The following is a 22757-nucleotide window of genomic DNA, read 5'->3' as shown; positions in this document are numbered from 1 at the left end:
TTAACAATTAACTAACCACAAAAGCACATAATTGCAACAACTTACCGCTAGCTGGCAACAAGTGTGAATTATCGTTAACAGATATGTTGGTCGTTGTAATATGTCATAAAGGTGTCATTCAGCCGACACAAAGGAGTTACTATGATTGACGTAGTTGATCTGTCGCGGTTGCAGTTCGCGCTGACAGCGATGTATCACTTCTTGTTCGTTCCATTGACTCTCGGTATGGCGTTTTTACTCGCCATTATGGAGTCATTATATGTAATGACTGACAAGCAGATCTACAAGGACATGACTAAGTTCTGGGGTAAGCTTTTCGGTATCAACTTCGCGTTGGGCGTGGCGACAGGCCTGACCATGGAATTCCAGTTTGGTACCAACTGGTCTTATTACTCACACTACGTAGGCGACATTTTTGGTGCACCTCTTGCTATCGAAGCCCTAGTAGCGTTTTTCCTTGAATCTACCTTTGTCGGTTTATTCTTCTTTGGATGGGACCGCTTAACCAAGCGTCAACATTTGGCGGTTACGTGGTTAGTAGCACTAGGTTCAAACTTCTCTGCACTTTGGATCTTGATCGCTAACGGCTGGATGCAAAACCCTGTGGGTGCCGAATTCAACTTCGAAACCATGCGTATGGAAATGGTGAGCTTTGCGGAAGTTGTATTTAACCCGGTTGCTCAGGTTAAATTTGTGCATACGGTGGCTTCTGGTTACACCACAGGTGCCATGTTCATTCTCGGTATCAGTTCTTACTACCTACTAAAAGGACGTGATGTCGCTTTTGCTCGTCGTTCTTTCGCTATTGCTTCATCCTTTGGTATGGCGGCGGTTCTGTCGGTCATCGTACTGGGTGATGAATCGGGTTATGAAGTTGGCGAAGTGCAGAAAGTGAAGCTCGCGGCTATCGAAGCAGAATGGCATACAGAGCCAGCTCCGGCAGCATTCACTATGCTTGGTCTTCCAAACCAGGAAACCATGAATACGGATTACGCGATTAAAATCCCCTATGTGATGGGTATTATTGCGACGCGTTCATTCGATACCGAAGTAAAAGGCTTGCGTGATTTGCGTGAAGAACACGTAGATCGTATTCGCAACGGTATGTATGCCTATGATCTTCTTGAAAAGCTTCGTGCTGGTGATAAGTCATCAGAGAACATGACAGCATTTGACGAAGTGAAAAATGACCTGGGTTATGGTTTGCTGCTTAAGCGTTATACCGACAAAGTGACTGATGCATCGGAAGCGCAGATCCAGGCTGCTGCGGATGATTCGATTCCAACTGTATGGCCGCTGTTCTGGTCATTCCGTGTGATGGTCGGCGTTGGTTTTATCATGCTGTTTGTGTTTGGTATGGCGTTTGTACAAACCTGCCGTCAAAAAATCGAACAAAAACCTTGGGTTCTTAAAGCGGCGTTATTCAGTATTCCTCTACCTTGGATTGCGATCGAAGCGGGTTGGTTTGTCGCTGAATATGGTCGTCAGCCATGGGCCGTGGGTGAAATATTACCAACCAATGTGGCAGCCTCTGCGCTAAGTGCTGGCGAAATCTGGACTTCTCTGTTCGCGATTATCGCTCTGTATACAGTATTCCTAATTGCTGAAACGTATCTAATGGTTAAGTTTGCTCGTAAAGGTCCAAGTAGCCTTAAAACCGGTCGTTACCATTTTGAGCAAGACGCTAACTCTGTAGAAGACAAAGTTAGTCGCCAAGTAGAAGCATAAGCAAGGAGAGAAGATATGTTTGATTATGAAATCTTGCGACTAATCTGGTGGGTACTCATTGGTGTCTTACTGGTTGGCTTCGCAATTACAGATGGCTTTGACATGGGCGTTGGTGCTCTAGTCCCGATTATCGGCAAAAACGACAATGAACGTCGCGTAATGATTAACTCTATCGCTCCTCACTGGGATGGTAACCAAGTATGGTTAATCACCGCCGGTGGTGCGTTATTCGCCGCCTGGCCTTTGGTGTACGCAACGTCATTCTCGGGTTTTTACCTGGCAATGATCGTCACGCTAGCGGCGCTTTGGTTACGTCCTCTAGGCTTGGATTACCGTTCAAAAATCGAATACGCAAAATGGCGTAATGCGTGGGATATCTGTATTTCCATCAGTGGTTTTGTTCCGCCAGTCATCTTTGGTGTGGCGTTTGGTAACTTGCTGCAAGGTGTACCATTCCAATTGAATGAATTTCTAATGCCAACTTACCATGGTTCATTCTTTGGTCTGCTAAATCCATTTGCACTGCTGTGTGGTTTGGTCAGCTTATTTATGATCCTTCTACAAGGCGCTTCTTGGCTACAGATGAAGACAACAGATGCGGTTCATGTTCGTGCCCGTAGCGTTGCTCAGCTAATGGGTCTGTTAACGACCGTGGCATTTATTGCCGCCGGCTTCTGGATTCAGGGAATTGAAGGCTATGTGATTGCAGGTGGTATTGATGGCAATGCCGTGTCTAACCCGCTAAACAAAGAAGTTATGCGCGAAGTGGGTGCTTGGATGCATAACTTTGAACAGTATCCGCTAATGTGGGCTGCGCCTGCACTTGGTGTGGTTATGCCACTGCTTGCTGCACTGGCTTCACGCTTTGAAAAAGGTGGCTTTGCGTTCTTAGCTTCAAGTTTGGGTAATGCTGGTGTTATCTTCACGGCAGGTTTGGCAATGTTCCCATTTATCATGCCATCAAGCTTAGATCCTAAGAGCAGCTTAACCATGTGGGATTCTACATCGAGCGAACTGACTCTGAATCTGATGACTGGTGTTGCCTTCGTCATGGTGCCAATCATCTTGGCGTACACTTCATGGACTTACTACAAGATGTTTGGTCGTCTTGATAACAAGTTTATTGAAGAAAACAAAAACTCACTTTACTAAGGAGCAACAACTATGTGGTACTTTGCATGGATTTTAGGCGTATTACTCGCTTGTGCATTTGGCATCATCAATGCTCTTTGGCTAGAGCACACTGAAATGATGGATAAAGATAGTGAATAACTTGTCGACTCAGGTTGCCAAGTTCCACTCTCCAATAGATAAAGCCTTGTTTAAGGCTTTATCTTTAGTGCTGGGTTTCTATCATCTGCTGTCCATCATGTGGAATCCAGAATCGTATGCTGACAGCATTGGCGGTTTCAACGCCGTTGTATCGCCAATGATCATTTGGGCAATGTGCTCAAGTATGGTGTTTGGCGTAGGCTTTAAACCGCGGTTTTGGGTTTGGCAGCTATTGTTTAGCCCGTACATTTCACTGCCAATACTGCTGATTTTCACTGCGATGAGGTTTCTCGCTTAAGTGATTGATATTGCAGTTGATGAATAATTGAACGAATTAGCGCTTTCTCTTTGAGGTAGCGCTAATTTTTTTGACACTCTGTTACGAAATACTTCATTCCCCCTTGTACTATCGACAACGAGTTGCGTTATAGTTAAACCTCTTTCGGTAAAGTATTTAATCCAAGACTATGAAAGCGTTTCGTTGGCCAATCACTATTTATTATGAAGACACCGATGCTGGTGGTGTCGTCTATCATTCGAACTACCTCAAATTCTTTGAAAGAGCTCGCACTGAGATGCTGCGCTCAATCGGAGTCTCTCAACAGGTTTTATTGGAACAACGAATTGGTTTTGTTGTCAGACATGCTGATATCGATTTTATTCAAGGTGCGCGATTGGATGATCAACTCAACGTTATTACAACGATTTCAGAACTAAAGAAAGCATCGCTAATATTCTGTCAGGAGCTCGTCAATCCTGATAACAAGGTGTTGTGTAAAGCAATAGTTAAGGTAGCATGTATCGACAATGAGAGGATGAAACCTAAGGCCATGCCTCAATTAATTATTTCGGAGTTAACCAACAGTGCAAGCTGATATTTCAATTCTTGACCTATTCCTTCAGGCCAGTTTGTTAGTCAAAATGGTGATGCTTATTCTTCTGGGAATGTCGATTGTTTCATGGGCGATGATCATCAAACGTTATAAAGTTTTGTCACAAGCGACAAAAGATGCAGAAACCTTTGAAGACAAGTTTTGGTCGGGTAGCGATTTAGCTGTTCTCTATCAAGATGTGAAAAAACGTAAAGATGAAATCATGGGTACAGAAGAGATCTTCTACTCAGGTTTTACCGAATTTGCCCGTTTACGTAAAACGAATGCCGACTCGCCAGACTTCGTGATGGAAGGAACAGGCCGAGCAATGCGTGTTTCTGTCGCTCGTGAAGTTGAAGAACTAGAGACCAATCTGCCATTCCTCGCCACAGTCGGTTCTATCAGCCCATATATCGGTTTGTTTGGTACCGTATGGGGTATCATGCATGCATTTATTGCGTTAGGCGCGGTAAAACAGGCGACATTAGCTATGGTTGCCCCTGGTATTGCCGAAGCACTTGTCGCGACAGCGATGGGCTTGTTTGCTGCGATTCCTGCGGTAATGGCATATAACCGTTTAAGTAATACGGTGAGTAAGTTAGAACACTCTTATGCTACGTTTTCTGAAGAATTCCATAGTATTTTGCACCGTCAAGCAATGGCGGGTAGGGAATAATTCATGGCCGGTTATCAGCCTAAAAAACGTAAACTTACCGCCGAAATCAACGTTGTACCCTACATCGATGTTATGTTGGTGCTATTGATCATCTTTATGGTGACCTCGCCGTTTGTGACTCAGGGTGTGGATGTCGAGCTGCCTAAGACCTCAACGGCAAAGCCAGCTTCTGAAATGGCGGGTGATAGCGACGCAAGCTTTATCATTGTTGAAATCGATAAAGAAGGTAACTTAGGGTTAAGCGTTAACGATGAAGAAGTGCAACGAGGTTTGTCGTTACAAGATATTATCGTTAGAGTAAAAGCTGAATTGTCTTTAAAACCAAATTCTCCAGTGGCTGTAGGTGGCGACGCCGCTACACCATACGCAGAGGTGGTGCTTGTTTTGGATGAGTTAAGCCGAGCTGGTATACCAAAAGTTGGCTTGTTAACGGATATCAAAGGGTAGGCTTAACGTCGTTCATGAAAGATCATAAGTCGAAAAAAAGTTCATATAGTAAACCGATAGCGATATCTATCGGTCTTCATGCAGTATTGGTTGCTGCATTGTTGTGGGGGACTGATTTCACTATGTCTAAGCCAGAGCCTTCAGGGCAAATGGTACAGGCGGTGGTCATAGATCCTAATTTAGTTCGCCAGCAAGCGGACAAAATTCGCAGTCAACGCGACGCTGCTTCGAAGAAAGAGCAAGACCGTTTAGACAAATTACGCAGAGAAAGCGAACAGCTTGAGAAAAATCGTAAAGCTGAAGAAGAACGAATTCGTAAACTCAAAGAGCAGCAAGCCAAAGAAGCAAAAGCAACCAGAGAAGCAGAAAAACGTCGTCAAGAGCAAGAAGAGCAACAAAAAGTTGCGGCTGAAAAAGCGCGAGTAGCTAAAGAACAAGCTGCGAAGGCAGAAGCAGAGCGTAAGACGAAAGAAGCGGCTGTTGCAAAAGCAGAAGCGGAACGAGTTGCAAAAGAAGCCGCGGCAGCAAAAGCTGAACAGGAAAGAGTCGCGAAAGAAAAAGCCGCTCAAGAGGCGCAAGAAAAAGCGCGTCGTGAGCGTGAAGCTGCCGAAAAAGCAGAGCAACAACGAATAGCGAAAGAAAAAGCGGCAAAAGAGGCGGCTGAAAAAGCCAGATTAGAAAAAGAGCGTCTCGACAAATTGGAACGTGAGCGTAAAGAGCAGGAAAAAGCACTAAACAGTATTTTTTCAGGTTTAGAAACCGAAGCTGCACAGAACTCATCTGCACGCTCACAGTACGTCTCTGATGAATCGATGCGCTGGGGAGCAATTTACACGCAATTGATCCAACAAAATTTGTTGATAGAAGACAGCTTCAAGGGCAAAGAGTGTAAAGTGAATTTACGTTTGATTCCAACCGGTACAGGAGCCATTGTCGGTGACGTTTCTGTTCTTGGCGGGGATGCTCGTTTATGTTCAGCGACGAAACGTGCAATTGCACAAGTGAGTAGTTTCCCTTTGCCTAAAGATGAACCAGACGTTGTTGATAAACTTAAGAATATTAATTTAACTGTAGTACCAGAGTAAAAAGGATATAGCTTGTGTTAAAGCGATTGATTTTAGGATGTGTACTTGTCATAACAAGTAGCGTGCAATATGCGAACGCAGCTTTAGAGCTGATTATTACCGATGGTATTAATTCTGCGCGTCCAATTGCCATTGTTCCGTTTAAATGGGAAGGTTCTGCGCCATTGCCTCAGGACGTTTCATCTGTGATTTCATCAGACTTGCAAAGAAGCGGCAAATTCAGCCCAATTCCTACAAGCAAAATGCCACAGACACCCTACACTGAAGCTCAGGTAAAATTTGATGCTTGGACGGGCGTTGGCGTTGATGCATTGCTGACCGGTAGTATCAGCCAAAATGCTGAAGGTAATTATGTTATCAGTTACCAATTGATTGACGTTGTTCGTGGGCAACTGACTCAAGGTCAGGGCAAAACATTGAGTTCAGATGGTCAGCTCGTTCTTTCTAAAGATCATGTGTTGTTCAACAAAGTGGCAACCGTACCTGCGAAGCGATTACGTGAATATGCTCATCGTATTTCAGATTTAGTTTATGAACAGCTTACCGGTGAAAAAGGTGCATTTTTAACTCGTATTGCTTATGTGGTGGTGAACGATAAAGATCAGTATCCATATCAATTACGTGTTGCGGATTATGACGGTTATAACGAAAGACTGGTTCTACGTTCTAAACAGCCTCTCATGTCACCTTCATGGTCTCCTGATGGTAAAACATTGGCTTATGTTAGCTTCCAAAATGGTCAGGCAGAAATTTACCTGATGAACATTTATACCGGAACTCGCGAAAAAATAACGTCATATCCACGTCATAATGGGGCGCCAAAATTTTCGCCTGACGGAAAACAGTTGGCGTTAGTATTATCTAAAACGGGTACGTTACAGGTCTATACTTTTGATCTGACATCACGCAAGTTGACACAAATAACGAGTGGTCGCTCCAATAACACGGAACCATTCTGGTATCCTGACGGCAAATCGTTGATTTTTACCTCAGATCGGGGTGGTCAACCACAAATATATAAAGTAAATTTGTCAGACCGTGCAACGACGCGTTTGACTTGGCAGGGCAGCCAAAATTTAGGCGGTCAAATTACGCCAGATGGTCGATTCCTGGTGATGGTGAATCGTTCTAATTCGGGTTTTAATTTGGCAAAACAAGATCTGGAAACGGGTTCTTTGCAAGTTCTTACAAAAACTTTGCTTGATGAGTCTCCAAGTATTGCGCCAAATGGTGGTATGGTCATATACAGTTCCATCTACGACAAGACCAACGTATTGTCGATGGTCTCAATAGACGGAAGATTTAAAGCTAGATTACCGGCAACCAACGGACGTGTACGCGCTCCTGCCTGGTCTCCGTTCTTATAGCGAAAAATACAATATAAAGGAAAATAAGATGCAACTTAATAAAGTTCTTAAAGGGCTACTAATTGCGCTACCTGTTCTAGCAGTGACAGCTTGTAGTTCAAGCGATGACGCAGCAAACAACGCTGGTTCTGAAACAACTAACCAAACAACTTCAGGCACAGAAGGCCAAGTTGACACAACCGTTGTTTCTCCAATGGATCAAAACGGTCAGCTATCTGAACAAGAGCTTAAAGAGCAAGCTCTACGTGAAACTTCTACCATTTACTTCGCATTCGATAACGCAACTATCGCTGGTGATTACGAAGAAATGCTAGCCGCTCACGCAGCTTACCTAAGCAAAATGCCTAGCCTAAAAGTGACCATCGAAGGCCACGCTGATGAGCGCGGTACTCCAGAGTACAACATCGCACTAGGCGAGCGTCGTGCACAAGCAGTAGAAAAATACCTACAAGCTCTAGGTGTACAAGCTGACCAAATTTCTATCGTTAGCTACGGTGAAGAAAAACCTCTTCAGCTAGGCCAATCTGACGATGCATACGCTAAGAACCGCCGTGCAGTTCTAGTGTACTAATTCGAGGATGAACCTCATGTTCAGTAACTTAAAGCGCGTGATCACGCTTACGTTACTGGCAAGTGCAGCGAACGGTTCGTTCGCTGCACCAGCTCCAGTATCTGATCTCAGCAATAATTCATCTAGCCAAGCTTCTTCTAGCCGTACTGCCTCTTCAGAATCTGAAGTTCAGCGTTTAGAACGCCTGCTTGAAACTCGTGCGCGTCTTCAAGTACAAATGCAGCAGCAGCTAGACACCATGGCTCTCGAAATTAATGAATTACGTGGGCAGATAGAAAAAAATAACTACGACATGCAGCAAATGCTACAGCGACAAAGAGAGTTGTTTGTCGAACTTGACCGTGTTCGTAGTGAAACGAAAAAGCCTGCCTCTGCTGTTGCAGTATCAAGCGATGAAGATGTCCCACAAGGTACGTTTAGTAGCGATGCAGATGAACAAGCGGCTTACCAAAATGCTGTTGACCTCATTTTGAAGAAACGTGACTACGCTGGTGCGATAGCCGCTTTTCAAAAGTTTCAAAAAGATTATCCCAACTCCAACTTTGCTCCTAACGCCCATTATTGGCTAGGGCAGCTTTATTTTGCTAAGAAGCAAGACAAAGAAGCGGTTAGCAGTTTTGCTGCAGTCGTTTCTTATCAGGACTCGAATAAGCGAGCAGATGCATTGGTGAAACTTGGCGATCTTGCCAAGCGAAATAACAATGCCGCACAAGCTAAAAAGTATTATCAACAAGTGGTTGATGAATACCCGACCAGTGCTTCTGCGAAGGTCGCGAGTGAAAATCTGAAGTAGTAATGAAGAGGTTGCCAAATGGCAGCCTTTTTTCGCTAAAGGAATCATTTTTGCCTATCTAATCTATGTCGGTGTACAATGCCCGGATTAAAGGAAGTTGCATAGAGCATGAGCAATGAGCCACATATTAGATAAAATCGACACGGTTTACCCATTCCCCGCTAAGCCGATCCCATTATCTGCGCAAGAGAAAGCGACCTATCTTGCTAGTATTAAACAGCTACTCAAAGAGAAAGACGCAGTTCTGATCGCGCATTATTACACCGACCCTGAGATCCAAGCGTTAGCTGAAGAGACGGGTGGGTTTGTTGGTGATTCTCTGGAAATGGCGAAGTTTGGTAACCGGCACCCAGCAAGTACTCTAATTATTGCCGGTGTGCGTTTTATGGGCGAGTCAGCCAAGATCCTCACCCCGGAAAAACGTATTTTAATGCCAACCTTAGAGGCTGAGTGTTCACTCGATCTTGGCTGTCCAGCGGATAAATTCTCAGCATTTTGTGATGCGCATCCTGATCATACAGTGGTTGTTTATGCCAATACCTCTGCAGCGGTGAAAGCTCGTGCCGATTGGGTTGTGACGTCAAGTATCGCATTGGAAATCGTTGAACAGCTTGAATCTGAAGGCAAGAAAATCATTTGGGGGCCTGACCGTCATTTAGGTTCTTATATCGCGCAGAAAACTGGTGCTGATATGCTACTTTGGCAAGGCGAGTGTGTCGTACACGATGAGTTTTCCGCCGATGCGCTGAAGAAGATGAAAGGTCTTTACCCAGAAGCGGCTATCTTGGTCCACCCAGAATCTCCATCAAGCGTTGTTGAACTGGCTGATGCAGTGGGTTCGACAAGTCAGTTGATCAAAGCAGCTAAAGAGCTACCCCATCAGAAAATGATTGTTGCGACTGATAAAGGTATCTTCTTTAAGATGCAACAGTTAGTGCCTGAAAAAGAACTGATTGAAGCACCAACCGCTGGAGCAGGCGCAACGTGTCGCAGTTGTGCGCATTGTCCTTGGATGGCAATGAACGGCTTAAAAGCGATTGAAAAAGCGTTAAAAGATGGTGGCAGTGAGCACGAAATTTTTGTTGATGAAGATTTACGTGTTAAGTCTTTGATCCCATTAAATCGTATGTTGGATTTTGCTGAGCAACTGAACATTAAGGTAAAAGGCAACGCGTAAATACGGCTATGTGTTGATGCCATTCCGTCGATTTCCCCCTCAACTGAGGGGGAGAAGCAAAAGACAAGTAATACTAGTCTGGAAAACTTTCTGATCAGTGAATGGGCATCGATAAGCAAACCCTCAGAGCCAAGGATGGCTCAGCGGAGCCCCATGGAAGGCCGCTCTTATAAAAAAATAAAGCGTGTTTGTGTTCGATGTCCATTCGCTGTTCCACCGATGTTCAATCTGATCACATTTTTGCCTTGGATGGTATAATTATGCTGGTGTGTGGCTCTGAATTATTGTTCTTCAGCTAGGGAGACGCCGCGCTGAGTTAAGCCACATAGCATGACAGGTATCGCAGCGTAGATTTCTTCGAATTGATCTAAGCCTTCCATACCTTGTTCATTTAATGTCGTTAGCGCTGTTTCAGGATCGTACAGCATACTCAGTGAAAGAAGGACGCCACCGAGTAGGGCATTATCTTGGCTCTCTTCTGGCATCAATACTTCCCAGTCGTCTCGCGCGAGCTGCCAACCTTGAAGTACTCCTTCGCAAAAATCACGTACTGAGTCATTAACGATTTCTTCTTCATCTAAATCATAACCTTCAGGCCAACCCCATGTACCTTCGAGGAATGACGAACGATATTGGTTCCACATATCGATGATGTGTTGGATGTAGGTCTCCAATTGTTCACCATCGCTAAACGGTGCAACGTCTTCGCCGCCCCAAAGAAAAGGTAGCCATTCTTGTGGTGGCAGGATATTTGGCGCACATGCCATAGCCGCAATGAAACCACGTGATTTGGCCTCGTTAAGCAACTTATCTTCAAATTCAGGTAGGGTAAGAATATCGTGTAAGGTCAAAATTAAGTCCCATACTTTACTGCGAGAAATTGGCGTTATCTTACCCTTAACCGGGAATGAATGCAGTAGCATTTAGACATGCCAAATTCGGCTTCAAGCGTAAGAACTGGAAAGCAGTATTGGATTTGGCTTTTATCCCCTAAGACCTAGAAGAATCATTTGTTATAACGGTGTGAAATAAGAGAGAGATGCTACTTTACATTTCATTTATGGTTGTTTATTTAGTAACTGAAGAAAAATACGAGATCAAAAAACTATATAACTTATGTTCTAATGGCAACATTAACTGCCTGATCTTTAATGGGTGGTGATATGTGTTATAAGAATGCTAGTTTGGCAGTTTATTATCTTGTGAGGAATTGAATGAAAGCTCGTGGCCCTTTCTGTATACGTCATGCTGCTGCTGACACTTTTGCTATGGTGGTATTTTGTTTTGTTTCCGGGATGATGATTGAAATATTCATCTCTAACATGACATTCGAGCAATCTCTGGCTTCGCGAACACTGTCTATCCCCGTTAACATCGCTATCGCTTGGCCCTATGGCATCTTTCGAGATTTTATGCTTAAACAGGGGCGTCGAATTTCACAAACTGGCATGATGAAAAATATTGCTGATTTGCTGGCTTATGTTCTATTTCAATCACCTGTATATGCTGCAATTCTTTTTACCGTTGGAGCTTCAACCGATCAGATAATGACTGCCGTCGCGAGTAACGCAGTAGTTTCTTGTGGTATGGGTGTTATTTACGGTTATTTCTTAGATATGTGTCGTCGCTGGTTTAAAGTACCTGGTTATTATCAGGTGATGTAGAGCAATATTTAGATGCTTTAGATGCTTTAGATGCTTTAGATGGTTAACAAATAACGGTACGCAATGAGCGTACCGTTATTTTTTTGCATCAAACAGAAGTAAAGAGAAACGAAGTACAGAAGATTTTTATTACATATATTGTTACATATATTGCTTGGATAATATGCATATATCCATACAACTTATTGATGCGTAAGAAAATTCTGATACATTGAATTCATAGTAACAACTACCACTAATGTGTTAGTATGTTGTCAATAACACTATAATAATTGTGGATAAGCTATGTCATTAAAAAAACGCTATATAGCAGCAATCGCAGTGGTTGGTATTGTAATAGGGTGGTTAACCTTAGGCGGTACTGCTGCCGTCATGCACTATACATCAAGTACGGAATTCTGTGTTTCGTGTCACTCAATGGAAATCCCCTTTGAAGAATATCAAGGCTCTGTCCATTTCAGTAATGGTAAAGGTATTCGTGCGGAATGCGCCGACTGCCATATTCCAACCACGCCGGTTGATTACGTTTTGACGAAAATTAGAGCTTCTAAAGATATCTATCACGAGTTTATTAGTGGAAAAATAAACACAGAAGACAAATACGAAGATCATCGTATGGCAATGGCTGAAACCGTGTGGGCTCAATTAAGAGCAAATGATTCGGCAACTTGTCGATCATGCCATACATATGCAGCCATGGATCGTTATGAACAATCAGAAGAAGCAGCAAAAATGCACGTCTATGGGGTGGAAAACCAACAAACGTGTATTGATTGTCATAAGGGCGTTGCGCATTTTGCTCCTGAACCTGAAATGGATAATGCCGCATACGAACATTTAATCGAGTTCACTGAACAGACTTCAGCAGAGGCAAAAGTTGTGTATCCGGTTGAAACGCTCGACTTAGGTGAATTAGGCACAATAAATCCGGCAACGAAGTTGAATGTGGTTTCGGTCAATGGTCAAGAACGTACTGTTGAATTGAACGCTTATCAAATGAAAGGGGCTGAACAAGTACTCTATTTTGCCGAGGGTAAGCGTGCCATTGTTGCGATGTTAACAGAGCAAGGCTTAGCTGCACTAACGGTGGGTGAATACAAAGAAGACGAATATGGTAACCAATGGCGCACGGCACAGTTGACTACTACGATCGATGCCCCCGTTCTTGATTCTCAGCAACCGATTTGGGATTACGCAGAAAAACTAGATACGGTTTATTGTTCGACTTGCCACAGCAAAATTCCAGCCAATCATTTTACCGTGAATGCATGGGGGCCTGTAGCCAAAGGCATGGGCGATCGTACGGACATATCAAGTTCAGATCTTGAGTTGCTCACTAAATTCTTCCAAAATCACGCGAAAGACGTGGTTGGTCACTAGAAATAAAAGGAAACGACAATGACAAATATATCTCGTCGAGGGTTCCTGAAAGGAACGGGTATGGCTGCTGGGGCGATTACCTTTACCTCATTTGTACCTACAACGGCTTTAGCTGCAAATCAACGTGGCAAAGGAATTCTTACTGCTGGTCGTATGGGACCTATTTTGTGTGAAGTTAAAGATGGCAAACTCGTGTCATCAACCAATGCTTTAGCACAAACCGTTGCCAATAGTTTGCAAACAACGGGTCCCGATCAAGTTCATACCAAAGCGCGTATCAAGTTCCCTATGGTACGTAAAGGATTTTTAGCCAATCCAAATAAACCTCAAGGTGTTCGTGGTGATGATGAGTATGTTCGTGTCTCATGGGATGAAGCATACAAACTCATTCATGACCAACATATGCGCATTCGTAAAGAAAATGGCGCTGAGTCTATTTTTGCCGGTTCATACGGTTGGCGTTCAAGCGGCGTTCTACATAAGGCACAAACGCTATTACAACGCTATATGAGTATGGCTGGTGGCTACTCTGGTCATTTAGGTGATTACTCAACAGGCGCAAGCCAAATCATAATGCCGCATGTTGTCGGTTCAATTGAAGTTTATGAACAACAAACAGCATACCCTGTTATCTTAGAAAGCAGTGATGTCGTTGTTTTATGGGGTATGAACCCAATAAATACACTTAAAATTGCGTGGAGTTCAACTGACTGCGCTGGTTTGGAATTTTTCCATCAACTTAAAAAGTCAGGCAAAACGGTTATTGCCATTGACCCAATGCGTTCAGAAACCGTTGAATTTTTTGGCGAGGCTATCCAATGGGTCGCACCTCGCCCGATGACCGATGTTGCCATGATGATGGGGATTGCTCATTCACTGGTTAAAAAAGGCAAACATGACACCGCGTTCCTAAATAAATACACCATTGGTTACGATAAATTTGAAGCGTACTTAATGGGCAAAGAGGATGGTGTTGAGAAAACCCCTGAGTGGGCCGAAGCGGTATCAGGCGTTTCTAGCAAACAAATTGAATTGCTAGCTGATATCTTCAGTGCAAATCGCACTATGCTGATGTCTGGTTGGGGGATGCAACGTCAACAATATGGTGAGCAACGCCACTGGATGCTAGTGACTCTGGCTTCTATGCTTGGCCAAATTGGCTTGCCTGGTGGTGGTTTTGGTCTATCATACCATTATTCAAATGGTGGTAACCCAACGCGTGATGCTGGCGTCCTCCCTGCAATTTTTGCTTCAATTGATGGTGGTTCTTCAGCGGGTAATGACTGGGCTGTCTCTGGTGCGGTAAACAGTTTACCAGTTGCTCGAATTGTTGAAGCATTAGAAAACCCAGGTAAGAGCTACCACCATAATGGTCATGACTTAACATTTCCAAACATCAAAATGATTTGGTGGGCAGGCGGTGGCAACTTCACACATCACCAAGACACCAATCGATTGATCAAAGCTTGGCAGAAACCAGAGCTTGTTGTCATTTCCGAAATCTACTGGACTGCTGCAGCTAAGCATGCCGATGTAGTATTACCTATCACTACATCTTTTGAGCGCAATGACTTAACTATGACTGGGGACTATAGTAATCAGCATTTAGTACCGATGAAGCAAGTGGTTGAACCTCAAAACGAAGCTAGAAATGATTTTGACGTATTTGCTGATATGGCAGAATTGTTAAAAGCTGGTGGGCATGACGTTTTCACTGAAGGAAAAAGTGAAATGGATTGGCTAAAAGAATTTTACGATGTAGCACAAGAAGCTGGTAAAGCAGCACGTGTTCGTATGCCTAATTTTGGCAAATTCTGGGGTGATAACCAGTTGATTGAAATGAAGCTCAATAAAAAAGAAGCTGAATTTGTTCGCCACGCAGCCTTCCGTAAAGATCCGGTGATGAATCCTTTGGGCACACCAAGCGGCAAAATTGAGATTTATTCTAAGACGATTGAAGGTTATCAATTGGACGACTGTCCAGCGCATCCAACATGGATTGAACCGACAGAGTTCTATGCCAAAGGCAAAAATGATGAGTTGCAGTTAATGACAGCTCATGCGGCACATCGTCTACACAGTCAATTCAATTACGCAAAACTGCGTGATGAATATGCGATTGCTAATCGAGAGCCGATTTCAATTCATACTGAAGATGCTAAAGCAAGAGGCATTAAAACGGGTGATTTAGTGCGAGCTTATAACAGCCGTGGTCAAGTGTTAGTCGGTGCTCTTGTTACTGATGGTATCAAGCAAGGTGCGGTTTGTATCCACGAAGGCGGTTGGCCAGATCTAGATAAGAAAACTGGAATCTGTAAAAACGGTGGTGCTAACGTGTTAACCCTCGATATCCCAACGTCTCGTTTGTCTAATGGCTGTGCGGCTAACTCAGCGCTGGTTAAAATTGAAAAATATACAGGTCCTGTATTAGATCTAACAGCATTTACTCCTCCAACAAATGGATAATAAACGTTGTTAATATAGTCATAGACCTCCAGCTAAAACTGGGGGTCTTTTTTTACTTGTATCGTTCGCTTCAAAAAGAAAGACGCATCTATGAGTACTGCAATTTTTAGGAACAACCAAGCGAGTAGTCCAAACGCCATTTTTATTTTTGATAGGAGAAGCCATTAAGAACCCCATTTTGTACACCTTAAGCAAAACAGACGCATACAAAGTAGGTGAAGCCAATTGCCGTTAAAGCCTTATACTACCTTAACTCGTTGACCTAAAACGAGAAAACCCCAGCATTTCTGCTAGGGTTTTGAATGTGGCGGTGAGCAAGAGATTCGAACTCTCGATACGTTGCCGTATACACACTTTCCAGGCGTGCTCCTTAAGCCACTCGGACAACTCACCGTAGGTTAACCTTAACAGCTAACGAGGCGCTAATTTAATGATTCAGTTATTGATCGTCAAGGAGAAAACCAAAAAAAAAGCGCCCTTATCCGATTAATTGCTTACTAATTGTCTAAATTGGGTATTTTCCCTACATCTCTTAACCAAGAAACGAGATGTATCCCTGCAGGATGATCAAGTTAACAATGTCGATGAAAAAGGCTCCCACGATTGGAACGACCATGAAGGCTTGTGGTGATGGTCCGAAGCGGTTAACGATAGAACCCATGTTCATCACTGCGGTAGGTGTAGCGCCTAAACCAAAGCCGCAATGACCGCCAGAAATAACCGCAGCGTCATAGTTACTACCCATAACTTTAAACGTCACATAGTAGGTAAATACAGCAAGCATCACTGACTGAATCGCGAGTATGATCAAAAATGGAATCGCCAAGTCAAAAATATTCCACAGTTTCAAGCTCATCAAAGCCATTGCTAAGAACAAAGCTAGGGATACGGTTCCTAGCATGTCGACGGTTTCCGCATCCAGTTTTCGGATTTTAGTCACTTCCAAGAAGTTGGTAATAACAACCCCAATAAACAATGCATAAACGAAGTCGGGGATCATCAACCACGAAATTTCGTAGCTACTGACCCATTGTTCTAGATATTTAGCTCCAGTCACGCAAATAAGCAAAAAGAATAGTTTTTCGATAACTTTCTTCGCGGTTACTTTGTCTTCTTCGTATTCATTGTAAGTCACTAGCTCTGGGAACTTTTCGTGGGTTTTTGAACCACGACCGTATTCGGACTCAATGTTGTTTTTTTCTACCAAACGCTGAGCAACCGGGCTTCCGATGATGCCACCGATAATCAAACCAAAGGTGGCCGATGCCATCGCAATCTCCAGTACATTGTTCATACCATAAACGTCTTGAAAGGTCTGCGACCATGCGGCACCCGTACCGTGACCACCAGATAATGTAATCGAACCGGCGATTAAGCCCATTAGAGGTTCTAAGCCAAGAGCAGTCGCAAGGGAAATGCCTATCGCGTTTTGGATGATGATGTAGACGGATGCAACGGCTAAGAAAACAAATACCTTAGCACCACCTTTCATTAACTGGGTATAGTTTGCCGCAAGGCCCACAGTAGCGAAGAACATCAACATAAAGGTGTTCTGAAGCGGTAAATCAAATTCTAAGTCGATACCATAAAAATGAAGTACGGTAATGAGGCAAGCAACAATAAGACCACCGACAATCGGCTCAGGAATATTGAACTTGTTTAAGATAGGTAGCTTTGCATTAATAAAATGCCCTAAGAAAAGTACACTGATAGCTACTAAAAATGACTCAAGTGCACTTACTGATATCAAATGATTCATATTGCCCCTTATTGGTGGTTATATTCATCGTTCATAGGGGGAGAGTGTCATGCCTCTTGTAGGGTAATAGCAACCCCTAGACGGATTTTTTCCGAAAAATTTTATGAGAAATGTAAGTTTTTCATTGGTTTTATCACCAGATAAGAATAAAAGAGTTAAAAAATGACCAGAGATGAGCTTCCAAATGAACTCTTAGCTCTCTTCTCGCCTTTATTCTGCTTTCTCTATTTCCTAAATTTATGTAGGAGATGGGCTCATTTGTCACAACTGTGAACAGCCTAACGGTAACTTTGGAAAAATGACCGAAATGCGGCTTAACCGTTAAAAATCTCAAAGGTTGTTTGTTGCTCAATCTCCTAACTTAACTATCTGAATATTTCTATAAAGAGTATTAAAAGAAGTTCTGTTCAAACGCTAAGTTATATCCCAGTTACACAGTGTGGCTCGGGTAGATCGTTACAAACCCTACAACGTGAAACACAATAATAAAGAGAATGGAGTTCTGAATAATGGAAAAGAACATCAAAACCTTACTAAAAACTGCACTTCTTGCTTCCAGTGTCGTTGCAAGTTTCGCTGCCAGTGCTGACGAATTACGTATCGGTCTTGTGGTAAAAGCACAAGGTATTGGCTTCTTTGAAGCAGCAAATGCAGGCGCACAACAAGCAGCAAAAGAAATTGGCGATGTAAGCATTATTTACACAGGGCCTGTAACGCCAACGGCTGAGGGGCAAATTGAAGTTATCAATTCGCTGATATCACAAAAAGTGGATGCAATTGTAGTTTCTGCTAACGACACAGATGCTTTAGTTCCAATTCTAAAACGCGCACAACAACGCGGTATCAAAGTGGTCTCGTTTGATTCGGGTGTTGCGCCTGAAGGTCGTCAAATTCACCTCAATCCATCTAGCAATGAGCTGATTGGTTTGATGAACGTTGAATTGGCTGACGTTGCGGTTAAGGCAACAGGTAACGAGCAAGGTGACATTGCGATTCTCAGTGCTTCGCCAACCGCAACCAACCAAAACATCTGGATTGGTGAGATGGAAAAAGATCTCGCTAAGTTTCCGAATCTACATCTTGTTGCTACCGTATATGGCGATGACTTAGCGGACAAAAGTTACCGTGAAACTAAAGGCTTAATTGACTCTTATCCAAACCTTAAAGCGATTGTTGCGCCAACATCGGTTGGTATTGTAGCCGCGGCTCAGGCGGTAAGCGATATGGGTAAAGTAGGGCAGGTTTATGTCACAGGTTTAGGTCTTCCATCTGAACTTGCAGGTCATGTGGATTCGGGTGCAGTGAAGAGCTTCGCTATCTGGAACCCCATTGATTTGGGCTACGCAGCAACAACCATCGCAGTTAACTTGATTAAAGGTGATTACACCGACACTGAAGTTGATATGGGGCGAATGGGTAAAGCGACGCTGGATAAAGACGGCAATGCAGCAATGGCGAAACCGTTTGTCTATGACGCATCTAACGTACATAAATTTGCAGGTATCTTCTAAAAAAATGGTGGAGATTTGTCGGTTAACAGATCTCAATCATCTTTGCGTTTTTATTGATGCATGAGCGCCTGTGGGCAGATCTCTCCAGACCGAGATCTCCAGGCGCTCAAATAATACAAGAGAAGAAGATTAATTATGTCTGAATTAGAACCCATTTTTTCTTTGCGTAATGTCAGCAAACATTTTCCTGGCGTTAAAGCGTTGGACAATGTTCAGCTTGATCTTTATTCAGGGCAGGTAACCGCACTTATTGGTGAAAACGGTGCCGGCAAATCCACTTTAGTTAAGGTAATGACTGGGATTCATGAAATTACTGAAGGTCAGTTGGAGCTGGATAATCAGAAAATCGAACTAAAAACGCCGGATGATGCACGTGCTTTGGGGATCACTGCGATTCACCAAGAAACGGTTTTGTTTGATGAACTCAGTGTTGCCGAGAACATTTTTGCCGGTAATTACATGCTTCACCCTTCAGGCAGACTGAATTGGAAAGGGATGGAGACGCGCGCTGCTGAAATCCTGAAATCGATTGATGCGCCAATTAACCCAACCAAATTATTGAAAGAGCTGAGTATCGGTCAACGCCATATGGTGGCAATTGCTCGCGCATTGTCATTTGACGCACGAGTGGTGGTATTAGATGAACCGACCGCTGCGTTTTCTCATCGAGAAATCGAAGACTTTTATCAAATCGTTGAACGTTTGAAAAATAAAGGCTGCGCCATCTTATTTATCAGCCACAAGTTCGATGAAATTTTCAGAATAGCTGATCGCTATAACATCTTCCGCGATGGTTGCTACGTAGGTAGCGGCTTTATTAATCAGGTGGAGGAACAAGAACTCGTTGCCATGATGGTGGGACGAACCATTGAAAATGCCTATCCGAAAATCGATGTTGAGAAGGGCGTGAAGCGCCTTGAAGTGAAACAATTCTGTCATCCTACTGAATTCGACGGCATTAACTTTGATCTGCATGAAGGCGAGATTTTAGGTTTTTACGGCTTGGTTGGTTCAGGAAGAACCGAGCTGATGCAGTCATTGTTTGGTATTACCAATGTGGCGAAGGGGGAAATCCGCATTGATGGCAATGTGGTTTCCATTCGTTCGCCTAAAGATGCGATCAATTCAGGCATCGTCTATGTGCCAGAAGAGCGTCAAAGCCAAGGTGTGGTGCTTGAATTCCCTATCTATCAAAATATTAGCTTACCGAAACTCAGTGAAATTAATGGCAAAGGCTTCATTGATGAGCAAGCTGAGTACTCCTTAGTCGACAGTTATGCGCAAAAATTGCGTGTAAAAGCGCCGAACTGGAAAGAAAAAGTTGAGAACTTGTCCGGTGGTAACCAGCAAAAAGTGGTTATTGGTAAATGGTTATCGACTCGACCCAAAGTCATCATTCTTGATGAGCCGACCAAAGGTATCGACATTGGCTCGAAAGCGGCGGTGCACCAGTTTATGTCTGAGCTGGTCCAAGAAGGTTTGGCGGTTATTATGGTCTCATCTGAACTGCCTGAAATTATGGGGATGGCAGATCGTATTATTGTGATGCGCGAAGGTCTGATGGTGAAAGAGTTCCAACGTGATGAGTTTACCGCTGAAGATATCGTTGGTGCGGCGACTGGCTTAAGGAGTGCGTCATGAAGAGCTTAATGAAACAAAGGGAAGCGTTGCTTGCCCTAGTGATTGTGGTCATCGTGGGGCTGATTTCACTCGTTGTTCCTGATTTCCTTGGTTTGGGCAATATGCTCTCGGTCTACAACGATACGTCGATTCTTATCATCCTCGCCTTAGGTCAGATGTTGGTGATTATTACCCGCTGCATCGATTTGTCGGTTGCTGCAAACGTAGCGTTGACGGGGATGGTAGTGACTACTCTGAACAACACGTATCCAGAGATGAGCGTACCGCTGATCATTGTTATCGGTGCTTGCTTAGGTACTTTATTAGGCATGATAAACGGCTTCCTAGTGTGGAAAATGAATATTCCTGCCATTGTGGTGACTTTGGGCACAATGAGTATCTATCGCGGTATTGTCTTCCTTATCAGTGACGGTGCTTGGATCAACGCTCACCAGATGACGGAGTCCTTCTTAGCGATCCCACGCGCTTCGATTCTTGGGCTTCCAGTGCTGAGCTGGTGTTCCATTTTCGCTATCGGGGCAGTGTATTACCTCATGCGCCATCGTCAGCTTGGTCGTAAAGTGTATGCCGCGGGCAATAGCCCAACTGCTGCGTTTTATACCGGTATCGATGTGGGAAAAATCCAGTTCATTGCTTTTACCATTTCAGGTTTGTGCGCGGGATTATCCAGCTACTTGTGGATCTCTCGTTACGCCGTTGCGTATGTCGATATCGCCAATGGTTTTGAGCTACAAGTGGTGGCGGCTTGCGTTATCGGTGGTGTGAGTATTGCTGGTGGCACAGGTACGGTATTGGGTTGTGTGCTTGGTGCTATTTTCCTTGGCGTGATTAACAACGCACTGCCTGTTATTGGCGTCTCTCCATTCTGGCAAATGGCTATTTCAGGTTCGGTCATTATTGTTGCCGTGGTCGCTAACTCTCGTTCGGAGCGCAAGCTTGGACGCATCATTTTGCGAAAAGCGGTGCAGAACGCGTAGCCGAATACTGATTGGAGATTTGAATATGGAAAACGTAAATAACAACTTGTTAAACAACGAGATGAAACCAAAATCCAAGAGTAAATGGCTGTCAAACTTTGCCTCATGGGAAGCGTTCTTGTTGCTAACTGTGGTGGTTGTTTTTGTTCTGAACTGCTTTGCATCACCGTATTTCTTGGACCCTTGGTCTCTGTCAGATGCGACGTTTAACTTTACGGAAAAAGCGATCATCGCTCTGCCTTTGGCGCTAGTTATTATAGTCAGAGAGATTGATATCTCAGTGGCAGCCATTATTGCTCTATGTTCCGTCGCCATGGGTATGGTGGCTCAACAAGGTTTTGGCGTTGAGGTCGTCTGCCTAGTCGGTTTAGTCGTTGGCACTTTGTGCGGTTTATTTAACGGATTACTGGTGACACGAATGAACATCCCTTCGATTGTAGTCACTATCGGTACTATGAGCTTATTCCGCGGTATTGCATACATAGTGTTGGGAGACAAAGCCATTCGTGAATACCCAGAGGGTTTTGAGTTCTTTGGTCAAGGCTATGTGTTCCCTTACTTCAGTTTTGAGTTTGTGTTCTTTCTCGTGATGGCGGTGGTGTTCTATGTCTTGTTGCAAAAGAGCAATTTTGGCCGTCGAACTTATGCGATAGGTAATAACCCAACCGCTGCTTACTACTCAGGTATTAATGTGCAAGGGCATAAGTTGCTGTTGTTCGCGCTTGTCGGTCTGTTTAGTGGCATTGCGTCTATCATGCTGACTTCCCGTTTAGGCAGTACACGTCCAACCATCGCAATGGGCTGGGAACTTAACATTGTCACTATGGTGGTATTGGGCGGCGTCAGTATTATGGGTGGCTCGGGCACCATCGTTGGTGTGGTGCTCTCTATATTCCTGATGGGACTTGTGACCGCGGGTTTAGGGCTGCTCAACGTACCTGGCATCGTTATGTCCATCATCATCGGCATCATGCTGATTAGTGTTATTGCTTGTCCTGTGATCTTGAAGCGCTTGGCAAACAAGAAGAAGGCATAAGGGATACCACATCCTTTGAATTGACTTGAAGTAGTTTGAGTATCACAGGGCCTTTATTTGTAGCGCGCAGTGTAGCGGTTATTTAGCCTCAGTATTCACTGAGGTTTTTTGTTTGCCCAGCAAAGCTGGCAAACCCGTCCACTTGAAAGAAAGTGGAGTCACCCTGACTAAGGGGAAGACAATCCGAATGGCAAGGGCGTCACGGGCTAACGGTGGGGTCTGAAGGAAGCCATAGGAAGTTAGATGTACACAACTAACCGTAATCTGTTTCGGCGGTACTGGTGGGTAAGCGTCCAAAATAGCGCAAAGCCCAATACTTAGTCAGACCACTACTG

Annotated in this window: 21 protein-coding genes and 1 tRNA gene; 19 read left to right on the top strand and 3 right to left on the bottom strand. The window is 43.9% G+C overall.

Going from position 1 to position 22757, the window contains the following annotated elements:
* Positions 1–141: 141 nt before the first annotated feature.
* From cydA to nadA, 12 genes are all read left to right on the top strand, one after another.
* Positions 142–1728 carry a cytochrome ubiquinol oxidase subunit I gene (gene cydA / locus ACK5MF_RS19550; protein ID WP_416924175.1) on the top strand — a complete coding sequence of 529 codons (1587 nt, stop codon included), beginning with the start codon at positions 142–144 and terminating at the stop codon, positions 1726–1728.
* A 15-nt stretch (positions 1729–1743) separates the two neighbouring features.
* A complete protein-coding gene (cydB, locus tag ACK5MF_RS19545; RefSeq protein WP_416924174.1) occupies positions 1744–2880 on the top strand; it encodes a cytochrome d ubiquinol oxidase subunit II in 1137 nt (378 codons plus the stop codon).
* Positions 2881–2892: 12 nt separating this feature from the next.
* Positions 2893–3000, top strand: a complete 108-nt coding sequence (gene cydX / locus ACK5MF_RS19540; RefSeq protein WP_000270285.1) for a cytochrome bd-I oxidase subunit CydX — start codon at positions 2893–2895, stop codon at positions 2998–3000.
* A complete protein-coding gene (gene ybgE / locus ACK5MF_RS19535; protein WP_416924173.1) occupies positions 2993–3298 on the top strand; it encodes a cyd operon protein YbgE in 306 nt (101 codons plus the stop codon). Before cydX ends, ybgE begins: the two co-directional genes overlap by 8 nt.
* Positions 3299–3467: 169 nt before the next feature.
* Positions 3468–3875 (top strand): tol-pal system-associated acyl-CoA thioesterase, encoded by a 408-nt coding sequence (gene ybgC / locus ACK5MF_RS19530; RefSeq protein WP_416924172.1) that lies wholly within the window; start codon positions 3468–3470, stop codon positions 3873–3875.
* On the top strand, positions 3865–4548 hold the full coding sequence (tolQ, locus tag ACK5MF_RS19525) for a protein TolQ (protein ID WP_416924171.1): 684 nt from the start codon (positions 3865–3867) through the stop codon (positions 4546–4548). Before ybgC ends, tolQ begins: the two co-directional genes overlap by 11 nt.
* A 3-nt stretch (positions 4549–4551) precedes the next feature.
* Complete coding sequence (tolR, locus tag ACK5MF_RS19520; protein ID WP_416924170.1) at positions 4552–4995, top strand: protein TolR; 444 nt, start codon at positions 4552–4554, stop codon at positions 4993–4995.
* A 14-nt stretch (positions 4996–5009) separates the two neighbouring features.
* The gene (gene tolA / locus ACK5MF_RS19515) at positions 5010–6080 is read left to right on the top strand and encodes a cell envelope integrity protein TolA (protein WP_416924169.1); all 1071 of its coding nucleotides are present in this window, start codon (positions 5010–5012) and stop codon (positions 6078–6080) included.
* A gap of 14 nt (positions 6081–6094) precedes the next feature.
* Positions 6095–7447 (top strand): Tol-Pal system beta propeller repeat protein TolB, encoded by a 1353-nt coding sequence (gene tolB / locus ACK5MF_RS19510; protein ID WP_416924168.1) that lies wholly within the window; start codon positions 6095–6097, stop codon positions 7445–7447.
* 28 nt (positions 7448–7475) lie between these two features.
* The gene (gene pal / locus ACK5MF_RS19505; RefSeq protein ID WP_416924167.1) at positions 7476–8018 is read left to right on the top strand and encodes a peptidoglycan-associated lipoprotein Pal; all 543 of its coding nucleotides are present in this window, start codon (positions 7476–7478) and stop codon (positions 8016–8018) included.
* 16 nt (positions 8019–8034) lie between these two features.
* Complete coding sequence (gene ybgF / locus ACK5MF_RS19500) at positions 8035–8811, top strand: tol-pal system protein YbgF (protein ID WP_416924166.1); 777 nt, start codon at positions 8035–8037, stop codon at positions 8809–8811.
* 115 nt (positions 8812–8926) lie between these two features.
* A complete protein-coding gene (nadA, locus tag ACK5MF_RS19495) occupies positions 8927–9988 on the top strand; it encodes a quinolinate synthase NadA (protein WP_416924165.1) in 1062 nt (353 codons plus the stop codon).
* 281 nt (positions 9989–10269) lie between these two features.
* Here nadA and ACK5MF_RS19490 read toward each other — a convergent pair whose 3' ends face one another.
* A complete protein-coding gene (locus ACK5MF_RS19490; RefSeq protein WP_416924164.1) occupies positions 10270–10911 on the bottom strand; it encodes a UPF0149 family protein in 642 nt (213 codons plus the stop codon).
* A gap of 291 nt (positions 10912–11202) precedes the next feature.
* On the opposite strand from ACK5MF_RS19490, the gene ACK5MF_RS19485 reads away from it, so the two are divergent.
* The 3 genes from ACK5MF_RS19485 to ACK5MF_RS19475 all read left to right on the top strand — a co-directional run bounded on the left by ACK5MF_RS19485 (position 11203) and on the right by ACK5MF_RS19475 (position 15498).
* Positions 11203–11652, top strand: coding sequence for an L-alanine exporter AlaE (locus ACK5MF_RS19485; protein WP_416924163.1), 450 nt, complete (start codon positions 11203–11205; stop codon positions 11650–11652).
* A 285-nt stretch (positions 11653–11937) separates the two neighbouring features.
* The gene (locus ACK5MF_RS19480; protein ID WP_416924162.1) at positions 11938–13032 is read left to right on the top strand and encodes a NapC/NirT family cytochrome c; all 1095 of its coding nucleotides are present in this window, start codon (positions 11938–11940) and stop codon (positions 13030–13032) included.
* 18 nt (positions 13033–13050) lie between these two features.
* Positions 13051–15498 (top strand): molybdopterin guanine dinucleotide-containing S/N-oxide reductase, encoded by a 2448-nt coding sequence (locus ACK5MF_RS19475; protein ID WP_416924161.1) that lies wholly within the window; start codon positions 13051–13053, stop codon positions 15496–15498.
* 305 nt (positions 15499–15803) lie between these two features.
* Here the strand turns inward: ACK5MF_RS19475 and ACK5MF_RS19470 are convergent.
* Together ACK5MF_RS19470 and gltS are read right to left on the bottom strand one after the other, a co-directional pair.
* Positions 15804–15891: transfer RNA gene (locus tag ACK5MF_RS19470), tRNA-Ser, on the bottom strand.
* Positions 15892–16030: 139 nt separating this feature from the next.
* The gene (gene gltS / locus ACK5MF_RS19465; protein WP_416924160.1) at positions 16031–17257 is read right to left on the bottom strand and encodes a sodium/glutamate symporter; all 1227 of its coding nucleotides are present in this window, start codon (positions 17255–17257) and stop codon (positions 16031–16033) included.
* Between the two features lie 509 nt (positions 17258–17766).
* Here gltS and rhaS point away from each other — a divergent pair.
* The 4 genes from rhaS to ACK5MF_RS19445 all read left to right on the top strand — a co-directional run bounded on the left by rhaS (position 17767) and on the right by ACK5MF_RS19445 (position 22422).
* Complete coding sequence (rhaS, locus tag ACK5MF_RS19460; RefSeq protein ID WP_416924159.1) at positions 17767–18768, top strand: rhamnose ABC transporter substrate-binding protein; 1002 nt, start codon at positions 17767–17769, stop codon at positions 18766–18768.
* A 135-nt stretch (positions 18769–18903) separates the two neighbouring features.
* Positions 18904–20409, top strand: coding sequence for a sugar ABC transporter ATP-binding protein (locus ACK5MF_RS19455; RefSeq protein ID WP_416924158.1), 1506 nt, complete (start codon positions 18904–18906; stop codon positions 20407–20409).
* Entirely contained in the window at positions 20406–21386 is a 981-nt protein-coding gene (locus ACK5MF_RS19450; protein WP_416924157.1) for an ABC transporter permease, read from the top strand. The genes ACK5MF_RS19455 and ACK5MF_RS19450 overlap by 4 nt, the downstream gene beginning before the upstream one ends.
* Before the next feature lie 25 nt (positions 21387–21411).
* A complete protein-coding gene (locus ACK5MF_RS19445) occupies positions 21412–22422 on the top strand; it encodes an ABC transporter permease (RefSeq protein ID WP_416924156.1) in 1011 nt (336 codons plus the stop codon).
* Positions 22423–22757 lie beyond the last annotated feature (335 nt).

The organism is Vibrio sp. (assembly GCF_047973365.1).
Classification (GTDB): Bacteria; Pseudomonadota; Gammaproteobacteria; order Enterobacterales; family Vibrionaceae; genus Vibrio.
This window is presented reverse-complemented; position numbering and strand designations above follow the sequence as displayed.